Source organism: Calothrix sp. NIES-2100, assembly GCF_963875285.1.
Lineage (GTDB): Bacteria > Cyanobacteriota > Cyanobacteriia > Cyanobacteriales > Nostocaceae > Aulosira.
Genome location: NZ_CAWNLA010000001.1, coordinates 4039018 through 4057150, shown reverse-complemented (window position 1 = coordinate 4057150; position 18133 = coordinate 4039018). Strand labels below are relative to the sequence as shown.

Annotated in this window: 8 protein-coding genes; 2 read left to right on the top strand and 6 right to left on the bottom strand. The window is 39.5% G+C overall.

Annotation, left to right across the window (positions count from 1 at the left end; genetic code table 11):
* Nucleotides 1–547 precede the first annotated feature (547 nt).
* Complete coding sequence (locus tag AACU32_RS16460; RefSeq protein ID WP_096601226.1) at nt 548–1330, top strand: PIG-L deacetylase family protein; 783 nt, start codon at nt 548–550, stop codon at nt 1328–1330.
* Nucleotides 1331–1412: 82 nt separating this feature from the next.
* Nucleotides 1413–2522 carry a glycosyltransferase family 4 protein gene (locus AACU32_RS16455; protein ID WP_096601224.1) on the top strand — a complete coding sequence of 370 codons (1110 nt, stop codon included), beginning with the start codon at nt 1413–1415 and terminating at the stop codon, nt 2520–2522.
* Nucleotides 2523–2594: 72 nt separating this feature from the next.
* On the opposite strand, the gene AACU32_RS16450 is transcribed toward AACU32_RS16455, so the two are convergent.
* The 6 genes from AACU32_RS16450 to AACU32_RS16425 all read right to left on the bottom strand — a co-directional run bounded on the left by AACU32_RS16450 (nt 2595) and on the right by AACU32_RS16425 (nt 18123).
* Nucleotides 2595–4046 carry a GH39 family glycosyl hydrolase gene (locus AACU32_RS16450; protein WP_339377972.1) on the bottom strand — a complete coding sequence of 484 codons (1452 nt, stop codon included), beginning with the start codon at nt 4044–4046 and terminating at the stop codon, nt 2595–2597.
* 327 nt (nt 4047–4373) lie between these two features.
* The gene (locus AACU32_RS16445; protein WP_096608041.1) at nt 4374–7001 is read right to left on the bottom strand and encodes a CHAT domain-containing protein; all 2628 of its coding nucleotides are present in this window, start codon (nt 6999–7001) and stop codon (nt 4374–4376) included.
* Nucleotides 7002–7264: 263 nt separating this feature from the next.
* Nucleotides 7265–9301 carry a WD40 repeat domain-containing protein gene (locus AACU32_RS16440; protein WP_096601218.1) on the bottom strand — a complete coding sequence of 679 codons (2037 nt, stop codon included), beginning with the start codon at nt 9299–9301 and terminating at the stop codon, nt 7265–7267.
* A 254-nt stretch (nt 9302–9555) separates the two neighbouring features.
* Nucleotides 9556–12951, bottom strand: coding sequence for a two-partner secretion domain-containing protein (locus AACU32_RS16435; RefSeq protein WP_096601216.1), 3396 nt, complete (start codon nt 12949–12951; stop codon nt 9556–9558).
* A 36-nt stretch (nt 12952–12987) separates the two neighbouring features.
* Nucleotides 12988–15309 carry a DUF11 domain-containing protein gene (locus AACU32_RS16430; RefSeq protein WP_096601214.1) on the bottom strand — a complete coding sequence of 774 codons (2322 nt, stop codon included), beginning with the start codon at nt 15307–15309 and terminating at the stop codon, nt 12988–12990.
* Nucleotides 15310–16692: 1383 nt separating this feature from the next.
* Nucleotides 16693–18123: a glucose-6-phosphate isomerase gene (locus AACU32_RS16425; RefSeq protein WP_096601212.1), complete on the bottom strand. Its 1431-nt coding sequence runs from the start codon at nt 18121–18123 to the stop codon at nt 16693–16695.
* Nucleotides 18124–18133: the final 10 nt, after the last annotated feature.

Below are 18133 nucleotides of genomic sequence, written 5' to 3'. Positions count from 1 at the left end.
ACGCTAAAAATTAGATCCCCGACTTCTTAAAGAAGTCGGGGATCTGATACTCTCCATAAATTAAATATAAATTTATAAATTAATTACTAGCCTTTTGAACACAAATAATATTGCATTATTGTTCATTATTAAAATGATCATCAATTCATACTGCGCATTTTTATTATTATTAAATTTACGAAAAATTCATTATCTAATTGTTATGTACCGGAGAAATTTACACAAAAAATAAATATATTTAATGACAAGCATCGCTGAGTAAATTATGATTTTATAACAGCAATATTAAAAAAGTCACAAAAATCAGTAACCTCTGAAGCAAAACTCAGTTTTCACTGTATATTGTAACTAAATTAGGACTTACGCAAAAATCACGTAATTATATCATTACAAGCGTACTGCGAAGCAGAATCCGGAGGGTAGCGACCTAATCGCCTGAAATTATGGGATTGCTTCTCTACACTACTTTATGGCCGTAATGACAAATTTTGATTGCGTAATTTCTGTAAATATCTCAGTTTTTGGAGCGCCATTAAAGTGAGTAATTATGAATTTAAAAATGTATTTACAGCAATTACAAAAATTTATTCCCCATAGCTGGCTGGAGCAGATACAAAATCTGCACTCTAGCTTACTATTTCGATGGATTGTGCAGAATGGAAGTCAGCCACTTAAATTAAGTCATAAATCAGTCATGGTGTTTTCGCCTCACCAAGATGATGAAACCTTTGGTTGTGGTGGAATGATTGCTTGGAAAAGAGAGCATGGTATCCCAGTAATAGTAACTTTTCTTACTGATGGACAGGGTTCAGGTAATTCCAACCATACTCAAAATCAAATCATCCAAATTCGCAAGCAAGAAGCAGTAAATGCATTAGAAATTCTCGGAGTCAAACCATCAGAAATTTATTTTTTAGAAAAACCAGATGGCACATTACCATATTTAAAGGATGAAGAAAGACAACAAACAATTAAACAGATTACTGAACTATTAAAACGTTACCAGCCTGGGGAAGTATACGTACCTCATCGTAAAGATTGTCATCGAGATCATGAAGCTACCTATGAATTAGTGAGGGATGCGATCGCTCAAACAGAGATGAAACTCGATCTGCTACAATATCCTATTTGGTTATTTTGGAGAGCGCCACTATTTATTCTGCTCAAATTGCCGGATATAGCCGCAGCTTACTATATTTCTATTGCCTCAGTTCAAGATAAAAAAAACCGCGCAATTTCTGCCTATTCTTCTCAAATTTATAGCCTACACCCTGGCTTTATTCAGAGATTTTTGAGTAAGCATGAAATATTTTTTAAATCTGAGTCCTAATAGCTAGTAATTTGTCATTTGTCTCCCTAGCCCCTAACCCCTAACTCCTAGTCCCTATTTTCAAATTGTGGAGAAAATTTAAATGCGGATACTACATATCACCAATCACGTCCAACAAATTGGCAATGGAATTGTTAATGTAGCAGTAGATGTAGCTTGTTTACAAGCACAAAATGGTCATTATGTTGCTGTAGCATCTGATGGGGGAGAATACGAAGCATTACTTACACAAAATGGCGTTCAACACTTTCATCTCGATCAGTCGAGAACACCATTAAATATGATCAAAGCTGCTTGGCGTTATCGAGATATTATCCAAGAATTTCAACCAGATATTGTCCATGCACATATGATGACAGGAGTTGTGCTAGCAGGAATTCTCAGAAACAGCGGTGAGTATAGTTTAGTTTCTACCGTACACAATGAATTCCAGCGTAGCGCGGTATTGATGGGATTAGCAGATCGAGTTATTGCTGTGAGTAATGCTGTCGCCGATTCAATGGTACGGCGTGGTATACCTCAGAGTAAATTACGAGTAGTAGCCAACGGGACATTAAATAGCCCTCGAAATCCTAGTATTAAAGATTACCAACCATTACCTTTATGTCGTCCAGCAATTACTACAGTAGCCGGGATGTATACCCGTAAAGGAATTGTGGAGTTAATAGAAGCATTCGTCAAAATTGCTACAGACTTTCCCCAAGCACATTTATATTTAGTCGGAAATGGCCCCGATCGCGCCATGTTTGAGAAAATGGTGCAAAGTACGCCTTTTAGCGAGCGCATTCATTTTGAAGGCTTCCAACCAGAACCACAGCGCTATATGCTCTCAAGTGATATTTTTGTTCTTGCTTCCCACTGCGAATCCTTCGGACTAGTGCTGACAGAGGCGAGAGAAGCAGGGTGTGCAATTATTGCTAGCGATGTCGATGGAATTCCAGAGACTTTGGATGGGGGACAAGCCGGACTTTTAATACCACCAAAAGATAGTCAAACTTTGGCTAAGGCTTTAGCACATTTACTTAGCGATCCACAACAATTACAAAAGTTGCAATCTCAAGCCAAAGACAATATCGACCGCTTCAGTGTGACGCGGGTTCATGAAGAAACGCTAAATGTTTATTCTGAATTAATCAAAAACTACAGTGTATTTAATCTACTAAGAAACGAAGAACTTGCAGTTAGTAAATAAATTGGTACTCCGTTAACTGTTGACTGCTGACGGTTAACTGTTAACCGTCAACCGTCAACACCGACCTGTTAATTAATCAGGCTTGACTGTGAGGAACAAAATACTATTAGGTTCGACGGAAAATGCCTGTCCGCGAATAATTGTGGATGCCAAGGTTGAACTCGGTACAGAGCTGGTACCATTTTGGTTGACTTGGTAAAGTTGTATTTTCTGATTGGAGGCTCCGGGTAACGCCCAACTTTGGGGTGCAACCATCTTGAGACGTGCGGAAACATTTTCAAGAGATCTGTTGACTAACATCAAGGATAAGGACTTCTTACCACCTGCTTCGCCCAAAATTGCTAAAGGTACTAAAGCAGAGCTGTTAGAACTTATTGAGTCAAGTACTTTACCCGAAAATCCTTGATTCAAATACTCAAAAACCCACGATGCAGGGCGTCTGTTAAACGACGGAGAAGCACCAAGCTTACCATACCACCCATCAGCTTCGTTCCACGCTGTAGCGCCTGTTGCGCCAGCATAAAGAATCGAACGTACAGCCAGAGCATCAAATATAGCACTGACATAGTTAGTCATGCGCTGATCGGGAGGAGACCAACTGATGTTGTACTCATTATGGAAATATTCCACTGGTCGGGAAGTAAACTTCTTGACACTGGTGCGCATATATTTGGTTGCGCCTCCTATACTTTGTTGGGCAGAGTTCCACAGCTTGGAGGTGTTATCGCTCTTAGAGCCAGTGGAATAGGTGTGATAGGAGATAAAATCTAACTCAGGGAATGCGGTCGATACAAAAGCATCAATTCTCGCTGGGTTATAAGATTGGGCAAAGGCTGGGCCTCCTATTTTGATTGTCGGATCGACTTTGCGCATTTCTCGAGCTGCGATCGCAAATATCTTCCCTACTTCTGCCATGTTATTTCGATAGAAGGGTTTGGAATCAAGCTCATTGGTAATCTCCCAATATTTAATCTTTTTTTGCAGCTTGAGATTTAAGATTCTCACCAACTCTGCACAAAACTGTCCGTATCTCACGTATTCAGACTGTTTGAGAACTCCACTACCATCGGTTAAGTAAGCAGGGAAGTTCGCGAGGTTCATCATAATTGTGGGATCATGAGGGTAGGCTCCATTCATGGCCGCAGTTATCTTTTCCACATCCCAGGAAAAGTTGGGTGTGTTTGGGTTCTTCACCCACCCACGCTTATCTGTGGTGGAATCTTTCATTTGTCCTGCGTAATGGTACCTGACCAGACCAGGTCGCATTGCATTCAGACCATTACGATAATTAGCATTACCGCCTGCTCCCGCTATTCCTGGTATGTTTCCCTGATAAGAGTTGAGTCCGAAGTGCAAAGGAGTTGACACTAAGGGCTTTTCGGTAATTGGATTAGTCAGCTGCTGGCTCCAGTTCACAGAAATGGTGATGTCTTGGGAGAAAGCTGGTTGACTAAATATGATGACAAGAAAACTGCCGAGACAAAAAGGTAGGAAACGTCGAAAAAACGAATTATTCAGGAACATAACAAATCTCAAAAGACACAACAGAAGTGGCTTGAGATCGGACGCATCTGCCGATTTCAAGCCCCTCCAGGGCGGAAGGAGAAAAATCAGCCCCAATGATTGGTCAGATACCCCTGAATTTATTCATGTAAAAAATCAAGCCGGATGTCATCGAAATTGACTAAAGTCGTTGCTATCAGATAGCCTGCACGATATAAGTCCTTATTTTAGGTATGCCAACCTGAAAACTTCATGTATTCTTCATATAAGTTTACCATTTTTTATACAAACTTTATGGAGTCTTTTAGCTATAATCTTTGCCCAGTAAGGTTTTCAGTCTTAGCTTACTTATAACCAATTACCTACGAGAACAAACGCAGCCCAAAAATAGGGATGTTTGTATAAGGGATCTGCCATAATTTTGAGTTGCGCTTGTCGTAATGCCTCAGCTTTGCTGAGTTTAGGGTTATTCAACAGCTGATAAAATTCTTTCATTAAGTTGGACGTTGATTCGTCATTTACTGACCACAGACTAGCGATCGTACTCTTAGCTCCCGAACGCAAAGCAAACCCAGCTAACCCTAAAGTAGCGCGATTATCACCTGAGGCTGTCTGACAAGCACTCATGACTAATAATTCAATTGGTTCTAGGATTCCCAGCCTTCTTTTTTGGAATAAACGATCAAAATCTAAAATAGAAATGCGATCGCTCCAAGTCAGCAAAAAAGTTTCCTTTGGATTAGAACTAAATTGACCGTGAGTCGCCAGGTGGACTATGGGAAATGGTTGACTTTCCAGGGCTTTTTTCAAGCTATCGCGAGTAAATTGTTGATTGAGCAATACTTTTGCTTGAATTTTCGTTGTTACTTGTTGAATTTCTCCTTTAACAGCAGGTAGGGAACTGAAGCCTTGGCGTGCTTCCGCTAGTCCAGCTGCTAATACACCGAGTTTTTTTCGTTCCAATCCTTGGGGAAATAACTGTAAACCTGGACTCAGAGCAACACTATATTTTTCTAACAAATAATGTTGCCCATCGTGAAGCGCTGCCATTGGCAAGTTACGCAAAAAACCATCTAGCACAAATACTAAGGTCTTCATTTTACTACTGTTGAGCCTAGCTGACGCAGGTGCAATCAGCCATTGATAAACTGTTTGCGACAGCCGAAAACTCTCTTGGCGAATATAACCACGGGACACATAAGAGTAAAGGCGTTTTAGGGTAGTTTCTACTTGTGTTTTTGGCAGTTGTGTGCTGTAGTGATGTAGGGGTTGATTGGGAATAGAAAGGATGACTTCCAGGCGATCGCTGAGAATAATTGGATAGATGACAGCTGCTTGCACATCGATTTGATCTATAGATACAGGATGGGTATCTACACAAGCGTCTTGAAAATAATTATCCAATTCAGCTAGTTGTAAAGCTTCGATTACCTGACGCGCTTGTTTGAGGTTGCTTTGATTATCACCAGGTTGTAACAATAAGCTGACATAATCTCGATAGATGGGTTCAATACTTTCTTTAAAATCAAATTGAACATCGGGATTAATCGCAATTAAATCACTGCGCAGGGATTGTAAATTATTAAATGCAATTTCATAAGCGGCGATCGCACTCTCATTATCTCCTTGTGCTTTGGCAATTTTACCTGCCTGTGACGCAGTCCGAGCCACCAAATCAGCCGCATTCATTTCTTGAGCTATTCTTTGTGCTTGTTTTGTCAGTTCTTTGGCCTCTGCGAACTGGCCGTTTTGTTGGTAGAGTTTACCTAGTTGTTGCAGAGAATAAGCCTCGGCTGTAGGATCTTGGATTTCTCTAGCTTGTTGGATAGTTTTTGCTAACAATTGGGCTATTTTGACAGCATTGGAATTTACATCTACCGTCTTACTCGCTTTGACCATGAGACTTTCTGCAAAATTTATCTTGGCATAAATAGCAGGACGACTGGCAGAAAGTAAGGCGAGGTTAGTGTCAATTTCTGGAATTAGCGCCTGTGTAGCTTCCCATCTTTGCAGTTTGACTAACAAGCTCAATTTATTTAATTGGGCTTCTAATTTAATCTGTGGTTCTGGAGATAAATTAATTGCTTCTTGGTAGTCGAGCAAAGCAATATCATATTGATTTAAATTTTTAGCGACATTACCAAGACTGAACACAACTGCACTCACATCAGCTGGAGAGTTAAATTGTTTACTAATTGCCAAACTTTTCTCTAGTACTGTTTGGGATTGCTGAAAATCGCCAGTAGTTTGCAGCGCTACCCCTAAACTTCTTAGTCCTTGGGCTTTGAGCAAGCTATCAGGTTGATTTTGTAGTTCTGCTACCAGTTCTTCTAACAAAGTTTTTGCCCGTCGATATTGTCCTAATATTTGCAAACCCTGTGCTTGATTAATTTGACTGATGAGTTTGCCAGTTTTATCTCCCGTGCGCTCGTAAATTCCTGCGGCTTGCTTCCAAGTAGCTATAGCAATTTCTGTTTTTCCTTGGATTATTTGGATTGAGCCTTGGGTATTTAATGCCTGTGCTAATAGCAAACTAATCTTTGTATCTGGTTCTTTAAACTGTTTTATTAAATTAATACTTTCGGTAACTGTAATGTAACTTTGTTGGATATTTCCTAAAGTTTTATATACCAATGCTAAATAATTAAGCACTTGAATTTGCTTGATTACTTCTTTGTTATCTTGATAAAATTTTAGAGCGTTTTCCCAAGTTTTAGCTGCTGCTTGATATTGTCCATTTTGATAGTAATTTTTGCCTGGTTGCAGTAAATCTGAATTATTAGATAACTGTTGAGTTATCGGCTGAGATTCTGTTATAGGTTTTGATTGTTTGGCAACCGCATAAATACCTGGATTAACTAATATTATAGTAAATATTAGGCTAATTAATAAAAACCCTAATACGCGGATTTTTTTTGCTGATGATCGCCGAAAATTTAAAATTTTCGCTAGTTTTATTAGGGCTTTTTTCTTCATATAATTTAAACAGCGTTTTTTAGGTAAATGAATCTGAATCCGACAAATCTCACCCACAAGAAGAGTGACGAGTAACGAAAAATTAACGGGAGCATCCCAATTTTGAAAAAAAGACAGTAGTGGGAGCATCTTGCTCCCTACTTTATTGTCCAAGCGGGCAAGATGCCCGCACTACAAAATAAAATGAAGTACACAGGTAGAGAACGGCCGTTCCCTAGGATCGACGATAATCTGTATCTCACCAAGTTGCAATATGCTGTAAGTTAAGAAGATAGCTCCCAAATCCTAATTTGGAAATCATCAGTACCACTAACTAAAATTTTGCCATGAGGACTGAAAGCAAGAGAATTTACCAGACTTTGAGGTTCAAGAGTCTGTATTAGTTCTGCTGTTTGATAATTCCAAATCCTGATTGTATTATCTTCACCTCCACTGGCAAGGATTTTTCCGTCTGGATTAAATGCGATCGCATTCACAGAATCTCTGTGTCCAGTAAGAATACGCAGTTCATTTCCAGTGCTTGCGTTCCATAGTTTTATTGGTGGATTAAAAACACCATTATCACCGACACTACTACCTCCACTAGCAATAATTTCTCCATCAGGACTAATAGCAACTGACCGAATTGATCCTACCGAACGGTCTAACCAAGATACTATCGAACTAAAAAAATCAGCAGGGCGATTTAGCGTACCTATTCTCTGCCCATTGCGCCAATTCCAAATTATGATTGCACCATCAACTCCACCACTGACTAAAAACCGTCCATCACGACTAAATGTAACATAATTGACATCCCATCCATGCCCCCTTAAGGTACGTATCTCTTTTCCATTACTGATATGCCAAAGTCTAATAGCCGCGTCAAAATGTGCTGTGGCGAGGGTTTGTCCGTCTGGGCTAAAGGCGACACAACTAGTTCGCAAAGCAACCAAAGAACTGCCTAAAGTTTGTCGAACTCTACCTGTACGTACATCCCACAACTTGATATTTCCATCCTGAAATTCCCTGTCGCTGGCACTTGCTAGAGTTTGTCCATCTGGACTAAAGTCAACACTGAGAACTGGGCTGGAGTGTCCTGTTAAAGTAGTTAGCAATTCTCCGGTAGTCAAGTTCCATAATTTGATTGTGCGATCGCGACTGCCACTAGCAAGTATTTTTCCCTCTGGACTAATAGCAACGGATACAACAGAATCTGAATGTCCACTGAGGGTATTAATATTTTTGTAGAGACTATTTATACTATCTACTCGTTTTTTTGATTTGCCAAAATCTTGTTGAATTGGTTGGAAAATTACTACAGCAAAAACCCCCAAATCAATTAATAAAGACGTAACATTTGAAGTCCAAGTTTTGATTTGAGTTTCTGAAAATTTATAAATTTCTTTGTAGACTATTGCATCGTTTAAACCGTGAAATACCCTGGCTCTCAAGTGTAGATTTAGATTATACTTGATTTTAGGCTCTACAAAATTGACATAAATTGTTGCCCCAGTATAATTATACTCAGTCTGGATATTTTTAATTTCTATTGAAGATGCAACTTGAGCCAACCAATTATTTAATTCTGTTTCTAGTTGATGCCAGTCGTCTAACAATATTCCTGTCTTAAATACATGTGTTAATATTTGTTCTGATTCTATATTCTCAACCTGACTAGTATTAATTTCTTGCAGTAAATTATCAATCTGTTCCTGGATATCAGCACCCACATCCTCACGAATCACTTCCAATAATGCACAAAGCGCTGGTTTACCAGAAGATGTTTCACCATAAGCAACTAATTCATTCACCAAATTAGCAATAAAATCATTCGTAGGTATATTAAAAGCTAGCCGATACTGCACAGGTGTATTAGTCCCCAATGCCCTGAATAAATACGCCCGACGCTGGCTTTCATTTTCCATCAATGGTCTAAGTAAGGTTAATATCTTTTGGATTAATTTGCTATTTATGTAAATTTTGGGGACTTGATTTTGTTTGTTTCTCAGTTCTTCTCTAATCTGTCGCAGCAAATTCTCAATTTTTGGTAGACTATCTAGGCCTACATTTTCACCTATGACTTCCAATAAACTACAAAGTGCAGGCTTACCAGGGGTAATTTCTCCAAATGCTACCAATTCCTTTACCATGTGGGGAATAAAAACATCAACAGGTGTATCCCATACCAAACGATTCAATACATTTGCATTAGTCCCTAAAGCTATAATAAGATAAGCCTGACGTTGTTGTTTATCCCACATAAATGGTTGCAACACACGCGATAATTCTTGAATTATTTCCCCACTAATTTCTGCCATCTAAATTACCTCTGCAACCTTGTGTAATGCGATCGCACTTGTTCCTGCATTACATCAATACCTTACTTGCCTAACATTTTGCCGCTATGGTGAATCCCATCTACCTGAAAATCATCATCGAAAATAGGCGACCCTGATGAACCTGGTTCTGTACTATTAGTATACTGTAATACCTGATTATCAGCGTAATATCATATAGCAGTTCTTGAGAAAGTTTAATGATTGTAGCGACTGTCCACTAGATTGGGGTTTTTCTAGGGATTAGCCAAGCTATTTGGATTGTTTTTCAACTTTGATAAATTGCTACAGTCAGGATATTTATTTAATATTTCTTGAGGTACAGATGCCACTAATTCTACTTCTCCTTGTGGATTAATGATCCAACCTGTGGCGGCAACAATTAATTGTCTAATTTTTGGCAAAGAATTATTGACTTGATTGGGGCTATGTGTAGTTGTAAAATCTCGCATATCAGACAAAAAAGTTTGACCGCGACCAGTTGCAGTGGGATCTGCTGGTAAGCCGCCTCTTCCTGTGATGGTAAAGGAATTACCCTCAGTCGCAGCACAACTAGCAATTATGCGATCGCTTGGATCAGTGGGTTGATCTGCTAACGCTACTAACAAGGAACTAGGATCAATTTCTGGATTATTAATTGATACAGTTCCCGCAACGCCTTTCTCAGAACTAGCTGTAATATCACTCCTCCTAGGGATAGGCTGCTGTTGAAACCCAGTCCCAAAAATACCTGTGGCTGTAATATCGACATTACCGCCACGACCGGAGAAAGCGTCGGCTTTAATATCATTATCTTCTGCGGGTACGGTAACGATAAAATTCGTGTCTATTTTAATGTTACCGCCATTTCCACCTGCTCTAGCAGTCCCCGCTGTTGTGGAAATGCGACTACCACGGCGTAACAACAAAAAATCTGGTAACTTCAAAGTAATATTACCGCCATCAGTCCTGGCTGTCTCGGCAGAAATTAGGGCTTGATTATCAAGGGTTAATTTGTTTGCTTGAATCTCAATATTCCCACCAGTTTCAGTACCTGCACTTTCAGTTAATGCTTCTAACTTTGCGCCATTGGTGACAGATAAAGATGGTGTAGTAATTTGCAGGGTTCCGGCTTTTCCGGTTCCACCCTGTACGGTTCCCACATAAGCACCACTAGGCTTAAACCGTTCCCCTGGATTACCATCGAAGGCTACTGATTCACTAGCATTGATATAAATATTACCAGCACTTCCTGATGAGCCAGTACTAGCACTGATAACAGCCCCATTTTTGACAGAAAGTTGACCAGTTTTAATGTCAATAATATTACCTTCTCCCCTAGAACCGGGTAAGACTTCGCTAATAATCCCGCTAGGAATTACCACTGCTTGAGCAAGATTGGAGTTCGAGAATAAAATTGCTCCATCGATGACAATGGATTTTGCAGCTTCCACTTCTATTCTGCCTGCATTGCCAACTCCTTGCGTGCTAGCTTTAATTTGCGCTCCTTGTTGCAGAGATAGGGAGCCAGTTTTAATTTTAATAATACCGCCATTGCCTTGATCAAAACCAGAGACAATGCGACTAAAACCACTAAAAACCCCATTCAAGGTGCCGGTGAGGGCGATCGCATCCGCCGCATTCACTGTAATATTACCAGCATTGCCTACACCTTGGGTTTGGGAAAATACCTGACCCCCGTTTGTGGCGACAAAGGTTTTGGTATTAATCTCCACATCACCTGCATTACCCCCATTTGCACTTATGGTTTGACTTGCTAACCGAGAGTTATTTAAAGAAATTGTCTCAGCATTAACGATGACATTACCAGCATTACCACCACGAGTAATGTTTGATAATTCCGCTTGGTTTGCTTCTAAAGAATTAGCCGTAATTATCAGCTTCCCACCAGGGCCTGTTGCACCTGTACGCAAATTACTTTGCACAAAATTACTCAGAGAAATCAACGGTGCATTGAGTGTAATATCACCACCTTTACCTGCACCAAAAGCAGCAGTTTCAATAAATGAATTTCCCAGAGTTGCTGATTCTTGAATAATCGCTGATTGACTCTTTAAGGTAATATTTCCCCCGACTGACCCGTAGGAAAAAATTTTAGTTCCCGATGGCATGAAAATATCACCTTTAGCTAACAATGTGATATTTCCACCGGGGTTGGTAAACACAGAATTAGAAGTCTCGATTTGAGAAGCAGCAATAAATTGGGGGGTGATAATTTTTCCTTTGGAGTCAATGACAATATCACCACCAGTGTCAGCCGTAAATGTCCCCAACAGCAATTTAATATTAATATCACCGGATAAAATAGGATTCGGTTGATACTGATTGGTTAAGAAAATCAATCCTCCCTGATTAAAAATTTGATTGATGTTGATATTTGCATTGCTAGGATTACCATCTGTGCTGGGAGTAGGAGAAAAAATCGCAGGATTTCCTGTAATTCCTGTTGGGTTGAAGGCGGTTGTTCCGGCTCTAATATCAACAGTAGGTTTTACACTACCATTAATCGGAACTTGCGTTACACCATCAGCCAGCGTGACTGTTTCATTAATAAAATTAGTAGTATCGGGACTGGTAATATTTAAACTATCAATTGTGACACTACCACCTGCAATAATGTGGATTGAAGCCCCTGTATAACTATTAAAACTCACATCGCCACTCGCCCGAATAATCGGGTCATCAGTGCTGGCTAAATCTCCCCCCTGACCATTCATTTGTTCGAGGCGAAAATTACCACCACTGAAAAATTGTGCATTTCCACCAATAGAATTGGCGGAACGCAATAGCATATTGTTACTAGCAAAGAAGCCACTGCTAGGATTATTTAAAGCAAATATGTCTATTTTATTACCTTGGACTAAGAGTTGTTGTCCAGCCGAAGCGATGAAAGGGTGATTAACACTATCGCGGACTTTGACAGTATCGCTAGCTTGCAGAGTTAAATTATTACCTGCTTGCAACTGTCCTTGTAAGTCAAGATTTTTACCAACTAAAGTCAAGTCTTGCCCTACAGACAAGTTACCAGAGTTAGCAATGGCTTTGCCAACGCCTTCTCTGCGAGACGCTTCGCGAACGGCGATCGCACTTTCAGGCGTTAACCAGCTATCCAAACCCGGAAGCTGGTTTATAGTCAGCAGGGAAGGCGCTTTTGGGTTTTGCGTACTAAATTTTTCTCCATTCTCGAATAACAAGCTGTGACTGGTGCTGGCGAAAAAAGAACCGGAGATATCCAACCGCGCATCTTTACCGAAGACAATCCCGTTAGGATTAATCAAGTATAAGTTAGCACTACCTAATACTCCCAAAGTCCCGAAAATCTTCGATGCTTGATTTCCCGTCACTCGTCCCAGAATATTCTCAATTCTAGCGGGATTGGCAAAATAGACTCGTTGCTGATTACCAACGTTGAAGTCTTGGAAGCTGTGAAATAAATTACTACCCCGAATCGCCCCGCCATCAATGCGTTCAATCGCATTACCTTGGTGTTGCACATTCGGAGTCACAATTGAGCGTTCAGTGCCTAAACTATTGTCAGGGATAATCTGCGCCCATACACTTGTGGTTAAACCTAGGGTACAGGCGATCGCTCCACTGCTGACCAAAATATTAATTAACTTGTAATGCACCATCTCTTTTAGTCTATTGCGTCACTGGGGAAAATCAGGTTAAAAAATAAAATCCGAGATATTGACCGCAGTGACTCCTGTGAAAGTGATAGTACCACCATTTAAAGAGGTTAGATCAAGCTTCAGACTACCAGCGATCGCATCGGCGAGGTTATCCTTGGTATTGATCACACAATCGCCATTACTGTCCAAAGCACCTTGAATGAGACTCAGTTGTCTCAGGTCAATTTTGTCTTGACCTTTACAAAAATCAGTAATCGTATCGTTACCAAATTTAACACCAAAGACAAAATCATCAGCACCCAATCCCCCTGTCAAAATATCGTCACCTCTAGCACCGGTTAACAAATCGCAACCATTACCCCCATTAATCGAGTCATTTCCATCAAAACCAGACAAAATATCATCCCCGTTACCGCCGACAATTACATCATTAAAACGACTACCTGTAATTGTATCCTTGCCATTATTACCCTGTAATTGAAAATTCCCAATGGGATTGGTAATGTTAACTTGGGAAAAATCAATATTAGCTGCCTTATTTCCTGATGCTAAAATTACCTGATTGACATTATTACCAATCGTAACGTTTTGAATTTTCCAATTTTTATCAAAATTATAAGTGCTAAGTTGTTGCAATTTGCTTTTAACTACCCCATCCCCATTTGCATCTTGAATAGTCACGTTGACACCAGTAGAATTGGCAAAGTTAAATGAGTCTAAAGCAGTTTGCAAATTAGCAAATGTCCCCACAGAATTACCATTACTATCGGTAACAACTGCATTTGTATCTGTCAGAGAAATATTGACCGAACTGGTTGTACCTGGGGTAAATTCACCAGCATCAAAGACCAATGTTTCTGTCTGAGTACCATTATTAAAAGTAAAGTAGCCACTGGCAAAGCGATCGCGGCTATAAACGCCATCTTCAATAAAATTAAAAAGCGCGTCGATCACCGCTTGTTCATCGTTAATATTGGCTAAATTGCTATCAGCACTGAGATTTTTCCAAGCTGCTAAATCTGTTAAGTATTGAGGATCGTTACTTTTAGTCCAACTGCCAAAAAATTGCGCACTACCAATATTACCTGGTGGTAAGAACTCTGATTGATTCAGAACAGGAAAGCCTAGAGGTATTGATACCAAATCCGGGTCAGGATCTAAGGCAAATGAGCCTGTTGTACTACTAGGGTTAAGTAAATTTTCAATCGAAAAAATCTTAAATTCCTGTCCGTTATTTAATGTCCCCGAAACTTTATAGCTAGAGACATCTAACCTCGCACTGGCTGTAATCGAGCCAGAATTCAGGTTTTTACCGTTTACAGCCACAATTTCGGCACTATTTGTAATATTTAATAATCCAAAATTTGCCCTTTCTTGATTTACCTCTTTTTGCACATTAGTATGGAGAAAAAATGTCCCAGTGAAAGGTGTATTATAATATTCAGTAAGTTCTGGATTGATCTTCCCTGTGTTTGGATCAATCGTTCCTATCTGACCGGATAAATTAACAGCTTTAACGTAGTCAGTACTAACTTTTGCATTCACCGTAATAGTTTTGGCTTCACCAGGCGCAATATTATTAAACAGCACCTCAACTGTTTGAATATTGCCATCACCGCCACCAGCAGTATCGAGATTAATTCCCCCATCCAGACCGAGACTTTGCACTGTTAACCCTATTGGCAAAACCTGCGTCAAGTCGTCTTGGATTTTGACATTGGTAGCATTAGCAACACCATTGTTCGTGACTTTAATTTGAAACGACACATTATCACCAGGAAGTGCTAGAAACTGCTCCGGTGTGCCATCTTTATTGCCATCAATTTCCTTGGTAACGCTAGTAAACTTTTTGCTTAAATCCAGCTTGATCACAGGTGCAGTTATACTGGTGTAATCATCTTCATAAGGTTTTTGATTATTGACAGTTGAATCTGGATCTTTTTGATCAGCCGCAATAATTTCTGCAACATTAGTGTAAGCAGCCGCGCTAGCTGCATCCACAACTTTAACCGTCAGGGTTAGGGTTGCATTACGTCCTGATTTGATACTACCGACCTTCCAAATTCCAGTTTTGCTATCATAAGTACCGACGCTAGGAGTAGCACTAACAAAGCTAAAACCAGAAGGTAATAAATCTTTGATTTTTACCCCTGTTGCATTAGCTGGCCCACTATTATTTAATGTCAACTTAAAAGTAGCCTGACTGCCCAATAATAAGGGACTATTAGATAGAGTTTGCTTAAGTGACAAATCGGCTAGTAACGGTTCACAGTAGCTTTGACTTTTGTCCTGTGAGGAGGAATCAAACTTTGTTACCAAATCAGATGAATCAGAATATCTAAAACTTTGAGTAGTCATAAAAATTATTACCTAAATTTAGAGCCTGAGAATGAGAAAAAGTCGAGAGTGATACCTATCACCCTTGACTAATTAACCAAACATTGTCCTGAAAAATCGCTCTTACAAAGCTCAACCCCACCTATTCTTTGGCTTCTGCTTTGCTGTATGTGGGTGGTAAATTCTGAATTTTTAGTTAGTCTGTACAGAAGAAAAGAGTTTGACCAAAAGCAAATTCAATTCTCCTAATAGATAGCAAACATACGCTTAGTTAAATGTTAATAACATGATTTTTACAATAGTCTCTGATTTTTCAGACAGCCTCGCAAAATTCTTGTAATATTTAGCTCGAAATCGTTGTTAAAAAAATACACAAAATTAGTATTTTCTTAACATAAACAAGCTAAAAAATGGTTAAATACAAGGCATCATCTGAAATTTTACACTCATAATAGGCAAACAAAATAGACTTGTTTTAGTTATTAAAGCACAATGTAATGACATTCTAAAAATCTAGATAATATCTTTAAATAGACTCTCCAAAAATCTGTTTTATAAAAAAAATATTAAGTAGTGGCTTGTTGAAGCACAAGTATGTATAGCAAATTGGTTGTATCTCAAAATTACCTCGAAGGCTGATGCAGTAAGGAGAAAGCCTAAAATTAATTTTGCTCTTGTTACTAACTCCCTGATGTCACTTTCAGGAGATAAAAATTATACCCTTATTTAAAACTTCATAATTTACTGCGCTACCCATGTCAGTTGTCTTGCTGTATAGATTCAGGAATTACACCATCTTTCTATAAATAGATCACACGGTAGGGGTCAAGCGCAATACTAAGGGACTTCCAAATAAAAAAATATTCCAATCATTAACTTACCAAACCTGCAACTCGTAGGGGCGAGGTGACCTCGCCCCAACAATTTGGCATAATTTATTTTTTGGAGTTCCCTAAATTCCTATAAAAATATTTGGTTCAAATACGTGATACCAATTCAAATAATGTTTGCGACACATAAAATTATTTATAAGGGCACAACAATGTTGTGCCCTTACTCATCTGTAGCATTATTTTTTAAAATTGCTATGAAAACTGCTGTAATACCAATTCTGTGTGAGGCTGCACATTAAAGCTGCAAGGCTAGAAGCCTGGGGCTATTGGTACAAAGCCTGCCTACCCTTATCCTGACGGAGACGCTGGGCGTTAAGCGTAAAGCCTACGGCATAGCTTCGCTTAGGGCGCAGCCTCTGGGACAGGAGAAGCTATACCGTAGGCTTTACGGGAACTGCTTCGCAGAATGCAGGCTTATATGCATCTTCATAGAAAATTGATATCAGACTAATTAACCACCCATTAAAAATGTCTGAAACTCGTGCAAAACCTAATGACAAATGACAAATGACTACTTAATTCCTTGATGCTGATAATATTTATGTGCTGCCATAGCCATAGCCAAAAATCCCCAAAGAATCATACCCGCAACACTCAACATCCCACTACTAATAATTAACTGGGCACAAGAAGTTATCCCAATAGCGCGGGCTGCACTGACAAAACTATCAAAACGACCTTCACTATATTGACTAACAGTGACAATTAATAAAATTAAACCACCTAAATAAGGGATAGCACCAAACCAGCCCAAGGTGAAAAACATATCTAAAACACCACTGTCAATGACAAATACTTCAATTTGTCCGGTTTTTTCATTGACTTTCCAAATATTTCCTAAACCGTTACCTAGTCCATTAGAAAGGGCAATACTAAGGTTTCTATCGTAGCTTCCCGATCTATCCTTAAAGCTGGTATCGTTTTCTAGATTAGAAAAACTCTCAAAACGACTAGCCACAACCTGAGAAATCGGTTCGATAGTTGTGAGTGGGATAACACATATTGTCATCACCAAAATAATAGTAATTAACCGCATTTGAATTTTGGCTTTGACTGAACCCAAAATGAGAATTACTCCTAAAACCCAACCACCCCAATTAGTCCGGGCTTGGGCTAGTAAAAATGATAAATAACCAACAGATGAGGCAGGAAAAATTAAAAATCCAGTTCTAGTAAATAACAATAATAAACCAGCTTGCATCACAGAGCCAAAAGGCCCGACTGAGTGTAGCGTACTCCACACACGCATTCCAAAAGGTTCTGGACTTCCAGAGCTAGTTGACATTTTTGACTGTATCAGCCAGTATCTATCCCACTCCGGAGCTACCACAAATTGATATAAACCATAAGTCCCCAGAATCAACACGCACCAAAGAAATGTACGCTGAATATGATCGCGATAGCTCGGATAATCTCGCCAATTCGTATATAAATGAAAAGCAAAAATAATCGGACTGAGCCAATCTAAAAGACCGCGTGCTACAGGGACAGGTGCGTTATAAATTAGACCTACAAGAAAACCATAAAACACCCCAATAAAGCCTAAAAGAAAGGGTAAACCTCCTTGGCGTATGCTACCAGGAAGGTAGCGCAAGAAGGTTCCTATAGTGACAAACACTACTAAATAGGGTGCTATAAGTATCTGACGGATGGGGTCCCAGCCTACCCGATAGTCTATCAAGCGAGCAACTAGAGGTGTCAGAAACCAAATCCACCAGGTAAAGCCGATGTAGAGAAGTGGATGGCGAAAATAGAGAAACAAACCTACCAAGAAAGCTGTTGCTGGAAAAACTAGACGCAACATTGCAGCTGCACCAGTAAAATAGCAAGCTACTGTGAGGATGACGAAACCCAAGATTACCAGCCAAGCTTGTGATGCTCGCTCTTGGGGAGAGAAATTCTCTTGTAAAACGCTATTGAAAAGTAACTGCTTAGAAGTCATTCAATTTTAG